The organism is Burkholderia sp. Tr-20390, assembly GCF_017104595.1.
Taxonomy (GTDB): domain Bacteria; phylum Pseudomonadota; class Gammaproteobacteria; order Burkholderiales; family Burkholderiaceae; genus Burkholderia.
Map to the genome: position 1 here is coordinate 38,627 of NZ_JAAGPC010000006.1, position 18,514 is coordinate 57,140.

Annotated in this window: 17 protein-coding genes; 11 read left to right on the top strand and 6 right to left on the bottom strand. The window is 66.2% G+C overall.

Annotation, left to right across the window (positions count from 1 at the left end; genetic code table 11):
- The first annotated feature begins 249 nt into the window (after positions 1–249).
- The 5 genes from phaC to G3N98_RS03830 all read left to right on the top strand — a co-directional run bounded on the left by phaC (position 250) and on the right by G3N98_RS03830 (position 6,233).
- A complete protein-coding gene (gene phaC, locus G3N98_RS03810) occupies positions 250–2,115 on the top strand; it encodes a class I poly(R)-hydroxyalkanoic acid synthase (protein ID WP_206147255.1) in 1,866 nt (621 codons plus the stop codon).
- Positions 2,116–2,214: 99 nt separating this feature from the next.
- The gene (locus tag G3N98_RS03815) at positions 2,215–3,396 is read left to right on the top strand and encodes an acetyl-CoA C-acetyltransferase (protein WP_089472990.1); all 1,182 of its coding nucleotides are present in this window, start codon (positions 2,215–2,217) and stop codon (positions 3,394–3,396) included.
- 149 nt (positions 3,397–3,545) lie between these two features.
- Entirely contained in the window at positions 3,546–4,286 is a 741-nt protein-coding gene (locus tag G3N98_RS03820; RefSeq protein ID WP_027784565.1) for a 3-ketoacyl-ACP reductase, read from the top strand.
- A 119-nt stretch (positions 4,287–4,405) separates the two neighbouring features.
- Complete coding sequence (phaR, locus tag G3N98_RS03825; protein ID WP_006485265.1) at positions 4,406–4,972, top strand: polyhydroxyalkanoate synthesis repressor PhaR; 567 nt, start codon at positions 4,406–4,408, stop codon at positions 4,970–4,972.
- 475 nt (positions 4,973–5,447) lie between these two features.
- Entirely contained in the window at positions 5,448–6,233 is a 786-nt protein-coding gene (locus G3N98_RS03830) for a lysozyme inhibitor LprI family protein (RefSeq protein WP_241025730.1), read from the top strand.
- Positions 6,234–6,360: 127 nt separating this feature from the next.
- Here the strand turns inward: G3N98_RS03830 and G3N98_RS03835 are convergent, their stop codons facing one another.
- The 4 genes from G3N98_RS03835 to G3N98_RS03845 form a co-directional block, all read right to left on the bottom strand.
- The gene (locus tag G3N98_RS03835; RefSeq protein ID WP_089472988.1) at positions 6,361–6,609 is read right to left on the bottom strand and encodes a hypothetical protein; all 249 of its coding nucleotides are present in this window, start codon (positions 6,607–6,609) and stop codon (positions 6,361–6,363) included.
- Between the two features lie 116 nt (positions 6,610–6,725).
- Positions 6,726–6,851: a hypothetical protein gene (locus tag G3N98_RS40150; protein ID WP_277396879.1), complete on the bottom strand. Its 126-nt coding sequence runs from the start codon at positions 6,849–6,851 to the stop codon at positions 6,726–6,728.
- 290 nt (positions 6,852–7,141) lie between these two features.
- Positions 7,142–8,488: a pitrilysin family protein gene (locus G3N98_RS03840; protein ID WP_206147256.1), complete on the bottom strand. Its 1,347-nt coding sequence runs from the start codon at positions 8,486–8,488 to the stop codon at positions 7,142–7,144.
- Positions 8,488–9,786, bottom strand: coding sequence for a pitrilysin family protein (locus G3N98_RS03845; RefSeq protein ID WP_241025726.1), 1,299 nt, complete (start codon positions 9,784–9,786; stop codon positions 8,488–8,490). Before G3N98_RS03845 ends, G3N98_RS03840 begins: the two co-directional genes overlap by 1 nt.
- A 442-nt stretch (positions 9,787–10,228) precedes the next feature.
- On the opposite strand from G3N98_RS03845, the gene rimO reads away from it, so the two are divergent.
- The 4 genes from rimO to G3N98_RS03865 all read left to right on the top strand — a co-directional run bounded on the left by rimO (position 10,229) and on the right by G3N98_RS03865 (position 14,467).
- The gene (rimO, locus tag G3N98_RS03850; protein ID WP_027787268.1) at positions 10,229–11,590 is read left to right on the top strand and encodes a 30S ribosomal protein S12 methylthiotransferase RimO; all 1,362 of its coding nucleotides are present in this window, start codon (positions 10,229–10,231) and stop codon (positions 11,588–11,590) included.
- A 3-nt stretch (positions 11,591–11,593) separates the two neighbouring features.
- Positions 11,594–12,520, top strand: coding sequence for a sugar kinase (locus G3N98_RS03855; RefSeq protein WP_206147258.1), 927 nt, complete (start codon positions 11,594–11,596; stop codon positions 12,518–12,520).
- Positions 12,521–12,629: 109 nt separating this feature from the next.
- Positions 12,630–13,172: a hypothetical protein gene (locus G3N98_RS03860; RefSeq protein WP_089472906.1), complete on the top strand. Its 543-nt coding sequence runs from the start codon at positions 12,630–12,632 to the stop codon at positions 13,170–13,172.
- 113 nt (positions 13,173–13,285) lie between these two features.
- Positions 13,286–14,467 carry a cystathionine beta-lyase gene (locus tag G3N98_RS03865; protein ID WP_069248082.1) on the top strand — a complete coding sequence of 394 codons (1,182 nt, stop codon included), beginning with the start codon at positions 13,286–13,288 and terminating at the stop codon, positions 14,465–14,467.
- Between the two features lie 87 nt (positions 14,468–14,554).
- Here G3N98_RS03865 and serB read toward each other — a convergent pair whose 3' ends face one another.
- Both serB and G3N98_RS03875 read right to left on the bottom strand, forming a co-directional pair.
- A complete protein-coding gene (serB, locus tag G3N98_RS03870) occupies positions 14,555–15,400 on the bottom strand; it encodes a phosphoserine phosphatase SerB (RefSeq protein WP_089425542.1) in 846 nt (281 codons plus the stop codon).
- 167 nt (positions 15,401–15,567) lie between these two features.
- Positions 15,568–16,509, bottom strand: coding sequence for a LysR family transcriptional regulator (locus tag G3N98_RS03875; protein WP_206147259.1), 942 nt, complete (start codon positions 16,507–16,509; stop codon positions 15,568–15,570).
- 122 nt (positions 16,510–16,631) lie between these two features.
- Between G3N98_RS03875 and G3N98_RS03880 the strand changes: the two genes are divergently transcribed.
- Both G3N98_RS03880 and G3N98_RS03885 read left to right on the top strand, forming a co-directional pair.
- Entirely contained in the window at positions 16,632–17,648 is a 1,017-nt protein-coding gene (locus G3N98_RS03880; protein ID WP_089472904.1) for a zinc-binding alcohol dehydrogenase family protein, read from the top strand.
- Between the two features lie 159 nt (positions 17,649–17,807).
- Positions 17,808–18,359 carry a DUF6013 family protein gene (locus G3N98_RS03885; protein WP_089473263.1) on the top strand — a complete coding sequence of 184 codons (552 nt, stop codon included), beginning with the start codon at positions 17,808–17,810 and terminating at the stop codon, positions 18,357–18,359.
- The last annotated feature ends 155 nt before the right edge of the window (positions 18,360–18,514 follow it).

Here is an 18,514-nt window from a genome sequence, read left to right on the forward strand (position 1 = left end):
TCAACCAAAATGTTTTATGTTTCGCCGGAACCCTTGTCCCGTCTGTTGTGCGAGGATTATCTCCGTACGGAAATGTTCAGTGGTTTGACATGGCGCTTCACATGGGGAAAACGATAATGATAAAAATACCGCACTGCGGCAGAATCTGGAGACGCCTCTCCAGAGCATGACGGCCCGGCTCGCAGCCGGCATGCCGCGCGCGAGCAGGATTTCACGATAGACGCTCACGAATCACCGGTAAGGCAGGTAATGACAGCATCGAAAAAATCGTCGACGTCCGCTCAGGCGGGCACTTCCCCGGGCAGCATTGGTTTCGATCCGGCCGCCCAGCCGATGCAGCAGATGTTCGAGTCGTGGTTGAACGCGTGGCGCGGTTTTGCAGATCCGGCACGCGCCGCGACTGCGTCGGCCACCGTGAATCCGTTCGCGACATTCCAGTTTCCGACATCGTTCCCGTTCCAGATGCCGTCGATGCCCGATTTCGGCGCGATGGCGTCGCCGTTCGCCGGATTGAAGCTGCCGGCCGCCGCGATTCCGCCCGAGCGGCTGCAGGCGTTGCAGGCCGACTACGCGCGCGATTGCATGGCGCTGATGCAGCAGGCCGCCGCGGCGAAGCTGGAGTCGCCCGAACTGAAGGACCGCCGTTTCAGCGGCGATGCGTGGAAGGCGTCGCCGGCGCATGCGTTCGCGGCGGCCTGGTATCTGCTCAACGCGCGCTATCTGCAGGAACTGGCCGACGCGCTGCAGACCGATCCGAAGACGCGCGAGCGCATTCGTTTCACGGTCCAGCAATGGACGGCAGCCGCCGCGCCGAGCAACTTCCTCGCACTCAATCCCGACGCACAGAAATCGATCCTCGAAACGCAGGGCGAAAGCCTGCGGCAAGGGATGATGAACCTGCTCGGCGACATGCAGCGCGGCAAGATTTCGCAGACCGACGAATCGCAGTTCGTGGTCGGCAAGAATCTCGGGTGTACTGAAGGCGCGGTCGTCTACGAGAACGACCTGATCCAGCTGATCCAGTACACGCCGAAGACGGACAAGGTGTTCGAGCGGCCGCTGCTGATCGTGCCGCCTTGCATCAACAAGTTCTACATCCTCGACCTGCAGCCCGAGAACTCGCTCGTCGCGCATGCGCTGTCGAACGGCCATCAGGTGTTCCTCGTGTCGTGGCGCAACGCGGACGCATCGGTCGCGCACAAGACGTGGGACGACTACATGAATGAAGGGCTGCTCGCGGCGATCGACGCCGTGCAGCAGGTCAGCGGCCGGGAGCAGATCAACACGCTCGGCTTCTGCGTCGGCGGCACGATGCTCGCGACCGCGCTCGCGGTGCTTGCCGCGCGCGGCGAACATCCGGCCGCGTCGATGACGCTGCTCACCGCGATGCTCGACTTCACCGATACCGGCATTCTCGACGTGTTCGTCGACGAGGCGCACGTGCAGATGCGCGAGCAGACCATCGGCGGCAAGAACGGCGCGCAGCCGGGGCTGATGCGCGGTGTCGAATTCGCGAACACGTTCTCGTTCCTGCGGCCGAACGACCTCGTGTGGAACTACGTCGTCGACAACTACCTGAAGGGCCGCACGCCGGCGCCGTTCGACCTGCTGTACTGGAACAGCGATTCGACCAGCCTGCCGGGCCCGATGTACGCGTGGTACCTGCGCAATACCTATCTCGAGAACAAGCTGCGCGAACCGGGCGCGCTGACCGTGTGCGGCGAGTCGGTGGACCTGACGCTGATCGACGTGCCGACCTTCATCTACGGTTCGCGCGAGGATCACATCGTGCCGTGGCAGACGGCCTATGCGTCGACGTCGATCCTGTCGGGCCCGCTGAAGTTCGTGCTCGGCGCGTCGGGGCACATCGCGGGCGTGATCAATCCGCCGGCGAAGAAGAAGCGCAGCTACTGGGTCAACGACAGTGACCTGCCCGAATCGGCGGACGACTGGTTCGCCGGTGCAACCGAGCATCCGGGAAGCTGGTGGACGACCTGGGTCGAATGGCTCGACCAGTACGGCGGCCGCAAGGTGGAGCCGCCCGCCCAGCCCGGTACCGCGCAGTTCCCGGTGATCGAGCCGGCGCCGGGCCGCTACGTATTGCAGCGCGATTGACGAAAACCGGACAGCGGCGCAGGCTGTCCGGTGCACCGCAGTTTTTTTAACAGGGCCGGTAGCGATGCGCCGTGTCGTGCGGGCCTGGAGGAAAGGGAAATGACGGACGTAGTGATCGTATCGGCCGCGCGGACCGCGGTCGGCAAATTCGGCGGCTCGCTTGCGAAGATTGCGGCGCCCGAGCTGGGCGCGACGGTGATTCGCGCGGTGCTGGAGCGTGCGGGCGTGAAGCCCGAGCAGGTCAGCGAAGTGATCATGGGCCAGGTGCTGACGGCCGGTTCCGGGCAGAACCCGGCGCGGCAGTCGCTGATCAAGGCCGGGCTGCCGACGGCAGTGCCGGGGATGACGATCAACAAGGTGTGCGGCTCGGGCCTGAAGGCCGTGATGCTGGCGGCGAACGCGATCGTCGCGGGCGACGCGGACATCGTGATCGCGGGCGGCCAGGAGAACATGAGCGCGTCGCCGCACGTGCTGCCGGGCTCGCGCGACGGCTTCCGGATGGGCGACGCGAAGCTGGTCGACACGATGATCGTCGACGGCCTGTGGGACGTGTACAACCAGTATCACATGGGCATCACGGCGGAGAACGTCGCGAAGGAATACGGGATCACGCGCGAAGAGCAGGACGCGTTCGCGGCGTTGTCGCAGAACAAGGCGGAAGCCGCGCAGAAGGCCGGCCGCTTCGACGATGAAATCGTGCCGGTGGCGATTCCGCAACGCAAGGGCGAGCCGCTGCAGTTCGCCACCGATGAATTCGTGCGTCACGGCGTGACGGCGGAATCGCTGGCCGGGCTGAAGCCGGCGTTCTCGAAGGACGGCTCGGTGACGGCGGCGAACGCGTCGGGGCTGAACGACGGCGCGGCGGCGGTGCTGGTGATGTCGGCGCAGAAGGCGGCGGCGCTGGGCCTGACGCCGCTGGCGCGGATCAAGGCGTATGCGAACGCGGGCGTGGATCCGAGCGTGATGGGCATGGGCCCGGTGCCGGCATCGCGTCGGTGCCTGGAGCGCGCGGGCTGGACGCCGGGCGACCTGGACCTGATGGAGATCAACGAGGCATTCGCGGCGCAGGCGCTGGCGGTGCACAAGCAGATGGGCTGGGACACGTCGAAGGTGAACGTGAACGGCGGGGCGATCGCGATCGGGCATCCGATCGGCGCGTCGGGCTGCCGGATCCTGGTGACGCTGCTGCACGAGATGGCCAAGCGCGATGCGAAGCGCGGGCTGGCGTCGCTGTGCATTGGCGGCGGGATGGGGGTCGCGCTCGCGGTCGAGCGTCCGTAAGCGGCCCTCCGTAACCGGCAGTCCGTCAGCGGTCGTTCGCCACAAGCGAACCGAATTCGTGTGCCGGCCGATTGCGGCTTCGGCCGGCGTCACGTGAAGTCAGAGGGGGCCTCCGGCAGCTCTCGAAACCAAAAAATGGAGTGAGATTTATGTCTCAGCGAATTGCGTACGTAACGGGCGGGATGGGCGGCATCGGCACCAGCATCTGCCAGCGCCTGTCGAAAGACGGCTTCAAGGTGGTCGCAGGTTGCGGCCCGAACTCGCCGCGCCGGGTGAAATGGCTCGAGGAGCAGAAGGCGCTCGGGTACGATTTCATCGCGTCGGAAGGCAACGTCGGCGACTGGGACTCGACCAAGGAAGCGTTCGACAAGGTCAAGGCCGAAGTCGGCGAGATCGACGTGCTGGTCAACAACGCGGGCATCACGCGCGACGTCGTGTTCCGCAAGATGACGCACGAAGACTGGACCGCCGTGATCGACACCAACCTGACGAGCCTGTTCAACGTGACGAAGCAGGTGATCGACGGGATGGTCGAACGCGGCTGGGGCCGGATCATCAACATTTCGTCGGTGAACGGCCAGAAGGGGCAGTTCGGCCAGACCAACTACTCGACCGCGAAGGCCGGTATCCACGGCTTCACGATGTCGCTCGCACAGGAAGTCGCGACGAAGGGCGTGACGGTCAACACCGTGTCGCCGGGCTACATCGGTACCGACATGGTGAAGGCGATTCGCCCGGACGTGCTCGAGAAGATCGTCGCGACGATTCCGGTGCGGCGTCTCGGCGGGCCGGAGGAAATCGGTTCGATCGTCGCGTGGCTCGCGTCGAACGATTCCGGTTTCGCGACGGGCGCAGACTTCTCGCTGAACGGCGGCCTGCACATGGGCTGAGCGTCCGCGCTGCGCGGGCCGGGTGGCCGCGCAGCCGGGCGTTTTCCGAAGGCCCCCGCCTCCCGGATTCGGGCGGCGGGGATTCGTCACTTCCGCTACGCTGCACTCAAAGGCGTTACATGACTACTACAAAGAAGACGGCCGAACGGCTCATCAAGAAGTACCCGAACCGTCGGCTCTACGATACCGAGACAAGCACGTACATTACGCTGACCGACGTGAAGCAACTCGTGCTGGAGCAGGAGGACTTCAAGGTCGTCGACGCGAAATCCAACGAAGACCTCACGCGCAGCATTCTCCTGCAGATCATCCTGGAAGAGGAAAGCGGCGGCGTGCCGATGTTCTCGTCGTCGATGCTGTCGCAGATCATCCGTTTCTACGGGCATGCGATGCAGGGCATGATGGGCACGTACCTGGAAAAGAACATCCAGGCGTTCATCGACATCCAGAACAAGCTCGCGGATCAGTCGAAGAACCTGTACGAAGGCAATGCGATGAATCCGGAAGTCTGGTCGCAGTTCATGAACATGCAGGCGCCGATGATGCAAGGGATGATGACCAGCTACATCGAGCAGTCGAAGAACATGTTCGTGCAGATGCAGGAGCAGATGCAGAACCAGGCGAAGTCGATGTTCAGCACGTTCCCGTTCAAGCAGCCGGGCGCGTCGGAGCCGGAAAAGAAGTAACGGTTTCGCGGCGGCCCGACCGCGGCGGGCAACCCGTCGGGCGTCGGTGCCGCGAAGCAGCGCGGCGCGGGCGGCCGATCGTGCATTCGTGCGCGACGATGTGCGGCCGCCGCCTGCCGGACCCTCTCGCCGACGGTCGTTCATGACCGTCGGCACCGAATGCGCATGCCGGGTTCGGGCGTGCGTGGCCGTTGTCCAGTCGATCGAGATCCCGTCACTTGCGAAGGAACACCGGGGCGTGTCGTGCCTGGTGGTGCGCGTTCGTGCAGGCGCGCGTACCATGAGCGGCGCTGCGCTGCGCTGCGCGGTGTGGCGTGGAAGCTGCGTTCGGCGAAATGCAATGACGCCGCCCGGGCACGACAGGCCGTGATGCGCGATGCCGCGTCGAGGCAATGCGACCAAGAAAAACCGACTGAGAGAAAGCATGCGTGGGATTCGAGTGGCACCGGCTGGCCGACTGGCTGGTTTGGCTTCGATGTTCATGCTGGGCGTTGGCGTGGCGGTGCCTGCCTTTGCGATGGATTGCGCGAAAGCCGTGCAGTCGATCGAGAAGCGCATCTGCGCGAGCTCCATCCTGCGCGCAGCCGACTCGCGGATGAATTCTGCATACGCGGGTGCGCTGAAGGCCGCACCGGACACGGCGATCCGCGACATGCTGGTGCGCAGCCAGCGCCGCTGGATCAGCGCGCGCAACAACCGTCTCGACGCTGATTACGAAGGTCGTCCGCTCGCCGTCGACGAAGTGCGCAAGGCAATCGATCGGCGCACTGCCGTACTGGCTGATCAATCGAACAAAGGGCTGATCGCGCGTGCGCAGGCCGAGCGCCAGTGGCTCGCGAAATACACGGGCGGCCCGCTTACCGGTTTCGATGCAAACTGCGACTTCATTCCCGACGATGCGACTGGTGCGCACGTTTCCTACGCATGTTTCGGCGCGGTCCATGTGCAGCATCGTGCGCGGGTCTGCAGCCAGAGCGAGGACTGGGCGACCGGGGCGGTCTATCAGTACCGGTCGGTGAGCACGGCCGATGGCGGGAAGGTGCGACCCGTTGCGTACTGCGAAGCGCAGGCCCATGGGAGTGCGTGCGACACCGGTGGCGCGCAGTCGGCGTGGACGCGTGCGGGGGCGTCCGGAGGCGATAACCGCGCGTCAGCGCCGGTAGCCGGGCTGCCGCAACTCGATGCGGAAATGTGGCCGATCGGTGACGGGGACGATGCGGTGTGGTTCGAGCGGTGCCTGACGGCTGCGAAGTTTCCGTGAGCGCCGGATTGGATTGGTCTGTTGCGTGGGCCCGCTTCGGCGGGTTTTTTTACGCGCTCGTGGTTGGCGGTTCAATACGAGGCGGGCCGGGCGTGCGCAATGGCCGACGTTACCGGCCCGGCTTGTCTTATGCCGGGAATCCTTGCTCGTCGTCGTGCGGCGGCAGATCGAGCACGAGTTTGACGGCGCTGTAGTTGGCCTTGAGCGAAAACACGCGGCCGATCACGAGGAACGTCTGGTGAGAATTCTCGAGTTCGACGAAGTCGCCCGGTTGCGGTACATGCGCGCCCTGGTCGTAGGAGAAGCTGGTGCTGGTTTGCTCGCCAATGGCTTCGGCTGCGTGTTCGGTGAATTCGATCGTGATGTGGGTGGTCATGCGAGCCCCGTTGGGTAATGGAAGAGAGGGAAGAGCGTGGACGCTGCGATTTTCGCATAGCGACGGGGCGGTTCCGGCGGAATTGTCGGGAAGCGACGCTTGCGGGTGGAACCCCGTCACTTCGCCGATTTCCGGTCGAAGGCGGACCGCATGGTCTTGGCCAGCACGTTGCGCAGCGCCAGCCAGAGCAGCTTGATCGCCGCCTCGTCGTTCGGGACGTGGCCACGCATCTTGCCGCACATGGCGTTGACGGTAAGCCGACAGCCCCTCATCCCGCATCAAACCGACGCGAGCGGCACGCACGTTTCCTATACGTGTTTCGGCACGGTCCATGTGCAGCATCGTGCACGGATATGCAGCCGGAGCGAGGACTGGGCGACCGGCGCGGATTGTCAAAACCGGTCGGTGATTGCGACCGTCGGCGGGAAGCTGCATCCGGTGGCGTTCTGCGCAGCGCAGGCGCACGCACGATCGTGCGATGGCAGCGGCCCGGCCGAAGCCGGGCGGGGCGCGGAACGAAGCGAGGCGGCAGTTATTTCTCCGCAAACGTGCCTGCTTCCACTAACGTCATCTTGTCAGGGTCCAGGTACCTGCGGATGGCGGAGTTGACCTGTTCGACGGTCAACGCGCGGACGCGCTCGGCATAGGTGTCCAGGTCACTCAGCGGGCGGTCCTGGAGCACCGTCTGCGCGATCATGGCGGCCATCTGCGCGGTGGTTTCCATCGCGACTTGATGGCGGCCGATCATGCCGTCCTTGCGTGCATCCAGTTCCGCTTGGGTCACGCCCTGTTTCCACCAGGCATCCAGAATCCGGCGCGTGCTGGCGACGCCCTTGTTCAGCAGGGGCGGGGCGAAGCTGCTGGTGATGACGAATCCGCCGTCCATCAGGGAGAGCCCGGACAGGCCGGCGCGGATGCCATAGGTCAGGCCTTCCTTGTCGCGGACCCCTGCCATCAGGCGGCCGGTGAAGCCGTTGCCCAAGATGTTGACACCCGCGCTGAGGGGCAGATAGTCGGCATCGTTGGCGCGCAGGTCGATGGCCTGACCCAGCATCACGCTGATGGATTCCTTGTCCCCCATGGCGATGCGCTGCGTGTCGGGCCGGCTTGCTTTGCGTGGCGGGCCCTGTCGCACGAGTGCCCGGCCCCCGCTCCAGCCCGCGAAGGCTTCGGTCACCATGGACTGCAGGCGGCGAGGGTCCGCGCCGCCGACCACGACGAGCGTCATGTGGGCGGGCCCGTAATAGGCTTGATGAAAGGCCTTGATGTCGTCCAGCGTGGCAGCGGCGATCGCGTCGAGCATCCGTTCGCGCGGCACCGGTGCGTTGAGGTGGGCGGCGGGGTAAATGGACCGATTCAGCGCCTCGGTGGCCCGAGCCGACGGGTTTTCTCCGGCGTTACGGACCGCGGCCTCCAGCCGGCTCTTGGCCTTGGCCAGCTCCTCCGGCTTGAAGGCCGGCAGGCGCAACTGCTCGGCCATCAGGTCGATCAGCGTCGGCAAATCCTTGGTCAGGCTTTGGCCGTGTATGCCGACATAGCCGCCGTCGGTCTGGAACGACAACTGAGCACCCAGGCTTTCCAGCAGCGCGGAGATCGCCACCTTGTCGCGACGGGTGCTGCCCTCCTGCAGCAACATGCCCGTCAGCAACGGCACGGCGGGATTGGCCGCCTTGCTGGCGGTGTCGGCATCGCCCAGGGGCATCACCCCGGTAAGGGAGACCATTTCATGCGGCGACATCGAATAGGTCAATAGCGTGATGCTGCCGGCCTGGGCGCGCACGACGCGCTCGGCGATGCCTGCCTGAGCCGCGACAGGCAGGCATAGCAAGGCGAACCACACGAGCCACGTCCGCAGAGGGTTGAAACGAACCTGCTTCATTACGATTTCTCCGGGACGAACCAGCCGGTGGTGCTCTGGTTTTCAACGAGGTACTTGCGGGCGACGCGCTGCACATCGGCGGGCGTCACCTTTTCCAGTTCTTCAAGCTCGGTGACGAACCGTGTCCAGTCGCCCAGCGAGACCGCGTGGCCCAATCGGGCGGACGTCGCGCGGACGCCGTCACGCTGGTAGACCTGATCGGCCCGGTAAGGGCCCAGCACCCGCTGGATATCCTCGCGAGTGACGCCCTCGGTCTTGATCCGCTCCAGTTCGGTCCAGGCGATTTTCTCGGCCTGCTCGTGTTTCGTGTCGGGCGGCAGGCTGACTGTCACGACGAACGGACCGGGATCGCGCAGCGCATGGAAGCCGGCGCCGGCTTGCGTGGCAACGGTGGTGTCGACCAGTGCGCGATACAGCCGGCTGCTCTTGCCCTGGCTCAATACCAGGCCCAGTACGGTCAACGCAGCCGCATCGGGGTCGAGCGCGCGCGGCCCCTTGAAGGCGATGATCAGACTGCCCGTTGCGCCCGCGCGTTTGAGCACCAGCCTTCGCGGCCCCTGCTGCGGCGGCTCTTCGGTCGTGACAGCGGGAATGGCCTGGGGCGCGCGCGGGATGGCGCCGTAATACTGCCTGACCCACCCCAACGCCTGGTCCGGCCGGAAATCGCCGACCAGGATGACGGTGGCGTTGTCCGGCCAGTAGAAGGTGTCGTAGAAACGGCGCAGCTTGTCCACGCTCGCATGCTCGATGTCGCTACGCCAGCCGATGGTGGGATGGTGGTAGGGATGCGCCTGGTAAGCCGTGGCCATGACCTGCTGGAACAAGGCGGTGAAAGGACTGTTCTCGCCTCGCTCGTACTCGTTGCGTACGACCGTCATCTCGCTGGCCAGGTCTTCCGGGCGCAGCAGGAGGTTGCGCATGCGGTCGGCCTCGATCGCGATGTAGCCTTCCAGCGCATCGCGCCCGAGCGTGCCGAAGTAGTTGGTGCGGTCCATCGACGTGGTGGCGTTGAAGGTCGCGCCCACGCGCTCCATGTAGCTGTTCAGTGAATTGCCGAGCGCCTTGTTGTAGTGCCGGCTGCCCTTGAACATCAGGTGCTCGAGCAGGTGAGTGTCACCGGTCGTGCCCGCGGCTTCGTTGCGTGAACCCACCTGGTACAACACCTGGAAACTGACCACCGTCGCGGCGGAATCGGGCGCGGCAAGCACGGTAAGGCCGTTGGCATCCAGACGGTATTCGTCGATGCCGCCCAGGGAGCGCACGTGGGTAAAGCCCGGTACCTCGACGGGTTGGGCCATCGCCGTGCCTGCAATCAACGGGCACAGCGAGAGCCAGGTGCATATCAAACGTCGTACTGACATGTAGCGTCCTTTTGTATAGGCAGGATGAACGCGGAAGATCGGGCGCCGGCTCGGCGGTCAGTTGACTGCGATGCGTCGAGCGCGGCGAGCGTGAAGTTTTTCATACTTTTCGATGCGTGTAGACCGATGGCGCGTTGCGGGGACATCGCTGCCGTGATGCGCCCGTCGACGGCCATACGTGGCTTGATCGTCGACGCGTCGCGGCAGACGGCGCGATTTCAAATTGAAAGGGACGCATCGGGCAGCCGTCGCATGACGGCCCGCCGGCGCGTCGTGCATCCGATTCGACGGTCGATGCCGCCGCCGATCGCCTGTTTTGCCTCGCCACCCCTAAATGGCTGTAAACTCACGCTTTTGCTGCCACGCCCCCACATTCCAGATGTCCCAATCCCCCAAAGTAGGGTTCGTATCCCTCGGGTGCCCGAAGGCGCTCGTCGACTCCGAACAGATCATCACGCAACTGCGCGCCGAAGGTTATGAAATCTCCGGCACCTACGACGGTGCCGACCTCGTCGTCGTGAACACCTGCGGCTTCATCGACGAAGCCGTGCAGGAAAGCCTCGACGCGATCGGCGAAGCGCTGACCGAGAACGGCAAGGTGATCGTCACCGGCTGTCTCGGCGCCAAGTCGAGCGCCAGCGGCTCGAACCTGATCGAGGAAGTCCACCCGAAGGTGCTCGCCGTCACCGGCCCGCACGCAGTGGGCGAAGTGATGCAGGCCGTGCATTCGCACCTGCCGAAGCCGCACGACCCGTTCACCGATCTCGTGCCCGCGGCCGGCATCAAGCTCACGCCGCGCCACTACGCGTACCTGAAGATCTCCGAAGGCTGCAACCACCGCTGCACGTTCTGCATCATCCCGTCGATGCGCGGTGACCTCGTGTCGCGCCCGGTCGCCGAAGTGATGCTCGAAGCCGAGAACCTGTTCAAGTCGGGCGTGAAGGAACTGCTCGTGATCTCGCAGGACACGAGCGCGTACGGCGTCGACGTGAAGTACCGCACGGGTTTCTGGAACGGCAAGCCGATCAAGACGCGCATGACCGACCTGGTCGCCGCGCTCGGCGAACTCGCCGCGCAGTACGGCGCATGGGTGCGCCTGCACTACGTGTATCCGTATCCGAGCGTCGACGAAGTGATTCCGCTGATGGCCGAAGGCCCGTTCAAGGGCCACGTGCTGCCGTACCTCGACGTGCCGTTCCAGCACGCGCACCCGGAAGTGCTGAAGCGCATGAAGCGTCCGGCGAACGCCGAGAAGGTGCTCGAGCGCGTGCAGAAGTGGCGCGAGATCTGTCCGGACCTGACGATTCGCAGCACGTTCATCGCGGGCTTCCCCGGCGAGACGGAAGAGCAGTTCGAAACGCTGCTCGACTTCATCCGCGAAGCGGAACTCGATCGCGTCGGCTGCTTCGCGTATTCGCCGGTCGAAGGCGCGACCGCGAACGAACTCGACGGCGCGCTGCCGGATGAAGTCCGCGAGGAACGCCGCGCGCGCTTCATGGAAGTTGCCGAGGAAGTGTCGGCGAACCGCATCCAGCGCAAGGTCGGCAAGACGCTCAAGGTGCTGATCGACGAAGTCAGCGAGGAAGGCGGGATCGGCCGCACGGCGGCCGATGCGCCGGAGATCGACGGGGTCGTCTATGTCGAGCCGGCGGCGAAGGCATCGAAGCGCTACAAGGTCGGCGATTTCGTGTCCGTGAAGATCACGGGCGCCGACGGCCACGATCTGTGGGGCGAGGTGTAAGCGATGACCGCCGCATTTCCGGAGATCCTCGCGCTCGGCGAGGCGATGATCGAATTCAACCAGTCGCAGCCGGGCCGGCCTGAATTCCTGCAGGGCTTCGGCGGCGACACGTCGAACTTCTGCATCGCCGCCGCGCGCCAGGGCGCATCGACGGGCTTCGTGTCGGCGATCGGCGACGATCCGTTCGGCCGCCTGCTGGCCGACATGTGGCGCGCGGAACGCGTCGACACGACGTACGTGCGGATCGACCGCACGGCGCCGACCGGCGTGTACTTCGTCACGCACGGCGCCGATGGTCACCAGTTCGACTACCTGCGTGCGGGCTCGGCGGCGAGCCGTTATGCAACAGGTGATCTGCCGCTCGACGCACTGGCTGCCGCGAAAGCCGTGCACCTGTCGGGCATCAGCCTGGCGATCAGCACGGCCGCGTGCGACGCCGCGTTCGCGGGGATCGACCACGCGCGCCGTAACGGCGCGAAGGTCAGCTTCGACACGAATCTGCGGCTGAAGCTGTGGCCGCTGCCGCGCGCCCGCGCGGTGATGCGCGAGGCGCTGCGCCAGACCGACATCTGCCTGCCCAGCTGGGACGACGTGACGGCGCTCACCGGCGCGAATGATCGCGATGCGATCGTCGATGCGATGCTCGAACACGGGCCGCAGGTCGTCGCGTTGAAGCTCGGCAAGGAAGGCGCATATGTGGCGACGCCGAACGAGCGGCGCGTCGTGCCGGGCTTCGCGGTCGAAGCCGTCGACGCGACGGGCGCGGGCGACTGCTTCGGCGGTGCGTTCGTCGCGCGGATCGTCGCGGGCGACGATCCGTTCGCGGCGGCGCGTTATGCGAACGCGGCGGCGGCACTCTCGACGACGGGCTACGGTGCGGTCGCGCCGATTCCGCACCGCGATGCGGTGGAGCGCCTGATGCAGGGCTGACGCGGCATGCGCACGCCGGCCACGGCAAGGCGCTCGTGACGTATGCATTGGCGGCGGGCAGGGCATCGCCGCGATTTTCGAGCGAATCTGAAGCAAGGAGCAACACACGGTGGGTCGATATTCGCAATGGCAACGGGCGCTCGTCGTCGCGGGCGCGCTGGCGGCGGGCATGGTGATGCCGGGCGTCGTCGCGGCGCAGGCTGTCGCGCCGGGCGCGCAGCAGGATGAACCGGCAACGGCGCGGCCGCTGAAGCCGAATCCCGAGTTCGCCCGCCTGCCGCGCTACGAAGGCACGCTCGGTGACCGGCCGATCGTCGTGCATCTCGGCCCGAAGACGGACGAGGAAGGCGTGCACGGCGAATACCAGTTCGCCGATACGGGCGAGGTTGTGCTGCTCGCGGGCGATCGCGACGGCGACACGCTCGAAATCGAGGAATCGAACGACGGCACGAACATCACGGGCGTGTGGATCGGCCGCTTCGACGCGACGGGTGCCCTGAAGGCCGACCGGATGAATTCTGACGAGTCGGATCCGCAGCCCGTCGTGCTGCGTCTCGCGCCGGGCAAGCGTGCGGCGCTGCAGGTGCGCGACGGCCGCGTGCAGGAAATCGAGACGGTGGGCGGCGTCGTCAATCTGCGCACCGACGACTGAACCCGCGCTGGCTCGGTGCATGCGGCGCGCATTGTACCGGGCCAATTGCGCCGATTTTGGCTAATCTAGCTGCATATTCCGCAACCGAACGGCCTCGTGCCCGGCTTCCCGTCATGACTGCATCCACTCCCAAGCGCGCACTGCAAACCCGCATCGTTCAACCCGACGACGTGATCCCGGAAGGCTTCCGTTCGTTCGTGCCGCCGGTCGCGCGCGCGTCGACGGTCGTGTTTCCCGATCTCGCGACGATGCGTGCACTCGTCTGGCACAACGACAACCAGTGGCGCTACGGCCTGCATGCGACGCCGACGTCGCTCGCGCTCGCGCAGCGGCTTGCCGAGATCGAGGGCGGCACGCATGCGCTGCTGCAGCCGTCGGGCCTCGCGGCGATCATGAATGTCTACTTCGGGATCGTGAAAGCCGGCGACGACGTGCTGATTCCGCACAACGTGTACGGGCCGAACGCCGATTTCGGCAACTGGCTCGCGAAGGATTTCGGCATCACCGCGCGCTTCTACGATCCGCTGATCGGCGCCGGCATTGCCGACCTGATCCAGCCGAACACGCGGCTGATCTGGATCGAGGCGCCCGGCTCGGTGACGATGGAAGTGCCGGACGTGCAGGCGATCACGGCGGCCGCGAAGGCGCGCGGCATCGTTACCGCGATCGACAACACCTTTTCGGCCGGGCTCGCGTTCAAGCCGTTCGAACACGGCGTCGACATCTCGGTGCAGGCGCTGACCAAGTACCAGTCGGGCGGCAGCGACGTGCTGATGGGGGCGACGATCACCGCGAACGCGGCGCTGCATGCGCAGCTGAAGCTCGCGCGGATGCGCTGCGGTGTCGGCGTGTCGGTCGACGATTGCTCGCTCGTGCTGCGCAGCCTGCCCAGCATGCAGGTGCGTTTCGACGCGCACAGCAAGAGCGCGCTTGCGCTCGCGCAATGGCTGAAGGCGCGGCCGGAGATCGCGGCGGTATTGCACCCGCAGATCGCCGATTGCCCGGGGCACGCGTCGTTCATGCGCGATTTCACCGGCGCGGGCGGGTTGTTCTCGGTGGTGTTCGACGAACGCTACAGTGCGGAGCAGGTCGACCGCTTCGTCGAGTCGCTCGAGCTGTTCGCGATCGGCTGGAGCTGGGGCGGCGCGTGCAGCCTCGCGATGCCTTACGACGTCGCGTCGATGCGTCCGGACTGGGCGCATCGCGGCACGCTGGTGCGTTTCTATGTCGGCCTGGAAGACGAGGGCGACCTGCGTGCGGACATCGAGCGCGCGATGCAGGCTGCGCTGGGCTGATCGCCCGCCGACAACGTTCGGCAGAAAAACAAGACGCCGGCGCGATGTTGCATCGCGCCGGCGTTTTTCATTTCGGATGCCGCGGGATCAGAACAGCCGCAGCAGCCCGTCGAGGCCGACGTGATCGAACGCGACCGTCGCCGCATCGCGCACGACGGGCTTCGCGTGGTACGCGACCGACAGCCCGGCTTCGGCCATCATCTTCAAGTCGTTCGAGCCGTCGCCCATCGCGATCGCGCGGCGCGGCTCGAGGCCGAGCGACGCGCATGTCTCGCGCAGCAGGCGCGCCTTCACGTCGGCGTTGACGATTTCGCCGAGCACCTTGCCGGTCAGCTTGCCGTCGACGATCTCGAGCGTGTTCGCATGCGCGTAGTCGAGGCCGAGGCGCGCCTTCAGCCGTTCGGTGAAGAACGTGAAGCCGCCCGACACGAGCAGCGTCTTCATGCCGGCGGCCTTCACGCCGGCGAGCATCTTCTCGGCGCCCGGCGACAGTTGCAGCCGTTCCTCGTACACGCGTTCGAGCGCGTGCGCGTCGAGCCCGGCCAGCAGCGCGACGCGGCGCGTGAGGCTTTCGTTGAAGTCGCGGATCTCGCCGCGCATCGACGCTTCGGTGATCTCGGCGACCTGCGTTTTCAGCCCGCAGAAATCGGCGATCTCGTCGATGCACTCGATCGTGATCAGCGTCGAATCCATGTCCATCACGGCGAGCCCGAAATCGCCGAGCGAGAGGCCGGCCTCGACGAACGCGAAGTCGAGCGCGTGCGTGCCGCAGTAGGCATCGATGTCGAGGCGTTGCGCCGGGTTCGCGTTGTCGATCCGCAGCGCATGATCGTCGGTCTGCACGATGCGGGTGCCGCGCGACAGCGCGAGCAGCGGTTTGTGATGGGTGTCCGACAGCGGCGCAAGACTCTGGATGACGAGGTTGTGGGTCATGACGGGATGGTTGGGAAACGAATGAAATGCGTATGCGGCCAACGGGCGGCCGCCTGCCGGTGCGGGCCCCGTCCGGAGTCGGGCCCTTGCGTGGCGAACGCGCCATTGTAGCCGGTTGGCCGCACGCGGCGGCGGGGGGCGGATCGAAACCGTGCGCGGCGGGGCGGTCATGGCCCGTCCGCGCGATCCCAGTACGGCGGATCGCCGAAATGCTCGGCCAGGAACGTGATGAAGGCGAGCGTCTTCAGCGGAACGTGCGCGCGGCTCGGGTAGACGGCCCAGATCGCGATGTCTTCCGCGAACGGATAGTCGTCGAGCACCGTGACGAGCGCGCCGCTCGCGAGCAGCGGGCCGACGTCCCAGGTCGACTTGATCGCGATCCCGAAGCCGTCGACGAGCGCTTCGCGGATCGCCTCGCCGTTGCTCGCGACGAGCCGGCCGCCCACCCGCACGGTGAGCGGGCCTTGCGGCGTGGCGAACGACCAGTCGCGCTGGTCGCCGAGGATCACGCACTCGTGCTGTGCGAGGTCGGCCGGATGGCGCGGCGTGCCGTGTTCGGCGAGATACGCGGGCGAGCAGCACAGCACGCGGCGGTTCGTGGCGAGCTTGCGCGCGACGAGCGTCGAATCCTTCAGCGCGCCGAGGCGGATCGCGACGTCGTAGCCGTCGTCGACGAGGTCGACGATCTCGTCCGACAGCCGCAGGTCCAGCGACACGGACGGATAGCGGCGCAGGAACGCGGGAATCACCGGCGCGACATGCTGGCGGCCGAACGACGAGGACATCGACACCTTCAGCCGCCCGTACGGCTCGGAGCGGCCGTGGCCGACCGATGCGCGCGCGGCATCGGCGGCCGACAGCAGCGTGTCGGCGTGCGCCATGAAGACTTCGCCGTCCTGCGTGAGGCTGATGCGGCGCGTGGTGCGGTGCAGCAGCCGCGCGCCGAGCTGGCGTTCGAGCTGCGCGATGCGCGCGCTCGCGACCGCGGCCGACACACCGAATTCACGGCCGGCGGCGGTGACGTTCGCGAGCAGCGCCGCGCGCACGAACAGCGCGACGTCGAGCAGATCGAGCGGTTTATCCGGGGCCGGAATCGGATCGGAGGCCATTATTCTGAAATTCCTGAAAATGTTTCAGGAAATATAGCGCTTTTCGCGAATGATCGGGTTGCCTACGATGACGTTCATGGGGCTGCGCCGCGGCCCACAGGATTTCCTGAAGGAGTGTCGTGATGAAAGCCGTTGGACTGACCCGTTATCTGCCGATCGACGACCCGCAAGCGCTGCTCGACGTGGAGCTGCCGCAGCCCGTGCCGGGCCCGCGCGACCTGCTCGTGAAGGTCGAGGCGATTTCCGTGAACCCTGTGGACTTCAAGGTGCGCGCGCCGAAGCCGCAGGTCGAGGACACGCCGCGCGTGCTCGGCTGGGATGCGGCCGGCACGGTGGTCGCGGTCGGCGCCGACGTCACGCTGTTCCGGCCCGGCGACGAAGTGTTCTACGCGGGCAGCATCACGCGGCCGGGCGCGAACAGCGAATTCCATACGGTCGACGAGCGGATCGCCGCGCTGAAGCCGCGCACGCTCGATTTCGCCGCATCCGCCGCGCTGCCGCTCACCGCGCTGACCGCGTGGGAAGCGCTGTTCGACCGGCTTCGCGTGTCGCCGCAGGGCGCGGACGCCGGCAAGTCGGTGCTGATCATCGGCGGCGCGGGGGGCGTGGGTTCGATCGCGATCCAGCTCGCGAAGGCGCTCGGCAAGCTGCACGTGATCGCGACCGCGTCGCGACCGGCGTCGGCCGAGTGGGTGCGCTCGCTGGGCGCGGACGCGGTGGTCGACCATTTCGGCGACCTGCCTGCGCAGCTGCGCGAGGCCGGGTATTCGAACGTCGACTACGTGCTGATTTTCAACGACACGGATCGTCACTTTCCTGCCGCTGCGGAGGTCATCCGGCCGCAGGGCGGCATTTGCACGATCGTCGAGAACGACAAGCCGGTGCCGGTCGAACTGCTGAAGGCGAAGAGCGCGGCGTTTCATTGGGAATTCATGTTCACGCGCGCCATGTTCGAGACGCCGGACATGATCGAGCAGCACCGGATCCTCGGCGAAGTCGCGCGGCTCGTCGACGGCGGCACGCTGCGCACCACGGTCGGCGAGCAGCTCGGCACGATCAACGCGGCGAACGTGCGGCGCGCGCACCAGCTGCTCGAGGCCGGGCGTTCGATCGGCAAGCTCGTGCTGAGCGGCTTCTGAGCCGGCCTCGCATGTAAGGTTGCGGCGCCGCGAACGCAAGCGGGGTAACACCCGATGCGTTTGCGGCGCATTGCATCCCGCTTGGCGGTAGACTGGCAGCGCATCATGCATCGAAAACCGCGCGGCACGCGCGTGCCGCCGCATACCAAGGAGGTCAGCATGAGCCAACGCAGCTTGTCAGTCGCCGCAACGTGGTCGGTCGTGTTCGCGGCGGCGTGCGTCAGCGCGAGCGTATTCGCGGCGCCGCCGGTCAAGGGCAGCCTGAAGGGCGGCGGTACCGGGCAGCTCGAATACACCGTCAAGGTCGACTCGAAGAGCTTCGGCAATACGCAGGAGACCCGCAAGATCCGCTCGGGCGAGACGGACGACTTCAACTGGAAGTCGGTGCCGCCGAGCGGGGCGGTCGCGATGCCGGACGGTTGCCCGAACGCCGACAACCTGCCGCGCGACGAGAACGGCGCGATGGTGCGCCAGACCCAGGTGCGGCTCGCGCCGTCGATCGACGCGAAGGGGGTCGCCAACGTGCAGCTGAGCTTCCAGGCGGCCGCGCCGAAAGGCACGCGCAACGTGACGGCCGGCGGCAAGTCGCTGCAGTGTCCGGACGTCGTGTCGGTGAGCCAGGTGAAGTGGGTGTCGATCCCGACCAACGGCGGGTCGAAGTCCGTCACGATGAGCGATGGTTCGAAGGTGACGGTGTCGATCAAGCGTTGAGCGGCGCGTGCGGGCCGGCGTCGGAGCGGGTGCGCGCGCAACGGATTCGACTTGCTGCAATACCACGCGGCGACACGTGACCGTTTCGTGTCGCCGTCACCATGCTTTCTTGCGACCTGCTTCAACGGCATGGCAGCCGTTCGCCGTGCGACGGC

Bases quoted from the DNA above. Each gene is read 5' to 3' on its own strand.
- phaC (WP_206147255.1), top strand. From the start codon at position 250: ATGACAGCATCGAAAAAATCGTCGACGTCCGCTCAGGCGGGCACTTCC.
- G3N98_RS03815 (WP_089472990.1), top strand. From the start codon at position 2,215: ATGACGGACGTAGTGATCGTATCGGCCGCGCGGACCGCGGTCGGCAAA.
- G3N98_RS03820 (WP_027784565.1), top strand. From the start codon at position 3,546: ATGTCTCAGCGAATTGCGTACGTAACGGGCGGGATGGGCGGCATCGGC.
- phaR (WP_006485265.1), top strand. From the start codon at position 4,406: ATGACTACTACAAAGAAGACGGCCGAACGGCTCATCAAGAAGTACCCG.
- G3N98_RS03830 (WP_241025730.1), top strand. From the start codon at position 5,448: ATGTTCATGCTGGGCGTTGGCGTGGCGGTGCCTGCCTTTGCGATGGAT.
- G3N98_RS03835 (WP_089472988.1), bottom strand. From the start codon at position 6,609: ATGACCACCCACATCACGATCGAATTCACCGAACACGCAGCCGAAGCC.
- G3N98_RS40150 (WP_277396879.1), bottom strand. From the start codon at position 6,851: ATGTGCGGCAAGATGCGTGGCCACGTCCCGAACGACGAGGCGGCGATC.
- G3N98_RS03840 (WP_206147256.1), bottom strand. From the start codon at position 8,488: ATGAAGCAGGTTCGTTTCAACCCTCTGCGGACGTGGCTCGTGTGGTTC.
- G3N98_RS03845 (WP_241025726.1), bottom strand. From the start codon at position 9,786: ATGGCCCAACCCGTCGAGGTACCGGGCTTTACCCACGTGCGCTCCCTG.
- rimO (WP_027787268.1), top strand. From the start codon at position 10,229: ATGTCCCAATCCCCCAAAGTAGGGTTCGTATCCCTCGGGTGCCCGAAG.
- G3N98_RS03855 (WP_206147258.1), top strand. From the start codon at position 11,594: ATGACCGCCGCATTTCCGGAGATCCTCGCGCTCGGCGAGGCGATGATC.
- G3N98_RS03865 (WP_069248082.1), top strand. From the start codon at position 13,286: ATGACTGCATCCACTCCCAAGCGCGCACTGCAAACCCGCATCGTTCAA.
- serB (WP_089425542.1), bottom strand. From the start codon at position 15,400: ATGACCCACAACCTCGTCATCCAGAGTCTTGCGCCGCTGTCGGACACC.
- G3N98_RS03875 (WP_206147259.1), bottom strand. From the start codon at position 16,509: ATGGCCTCCGATCCGATTCCGGCCCCGGATAAACCGCTCGATCTGCTC.
- G3N98_RS03880 (WP_089472904.1), top strand. From the start codon at position 16,632: ATGAAAGCCGTTGGACTGACCCGTTATCTGCCGATCGACGACCCGCAA.
- G3N98_RS03885 (WP_089473263.1), top strand. From the start codon at position 17,808: ATGAGCCAACGCAGCTTGTCAGTCGCCGCAACGTGGTCGGTCGTGTTC.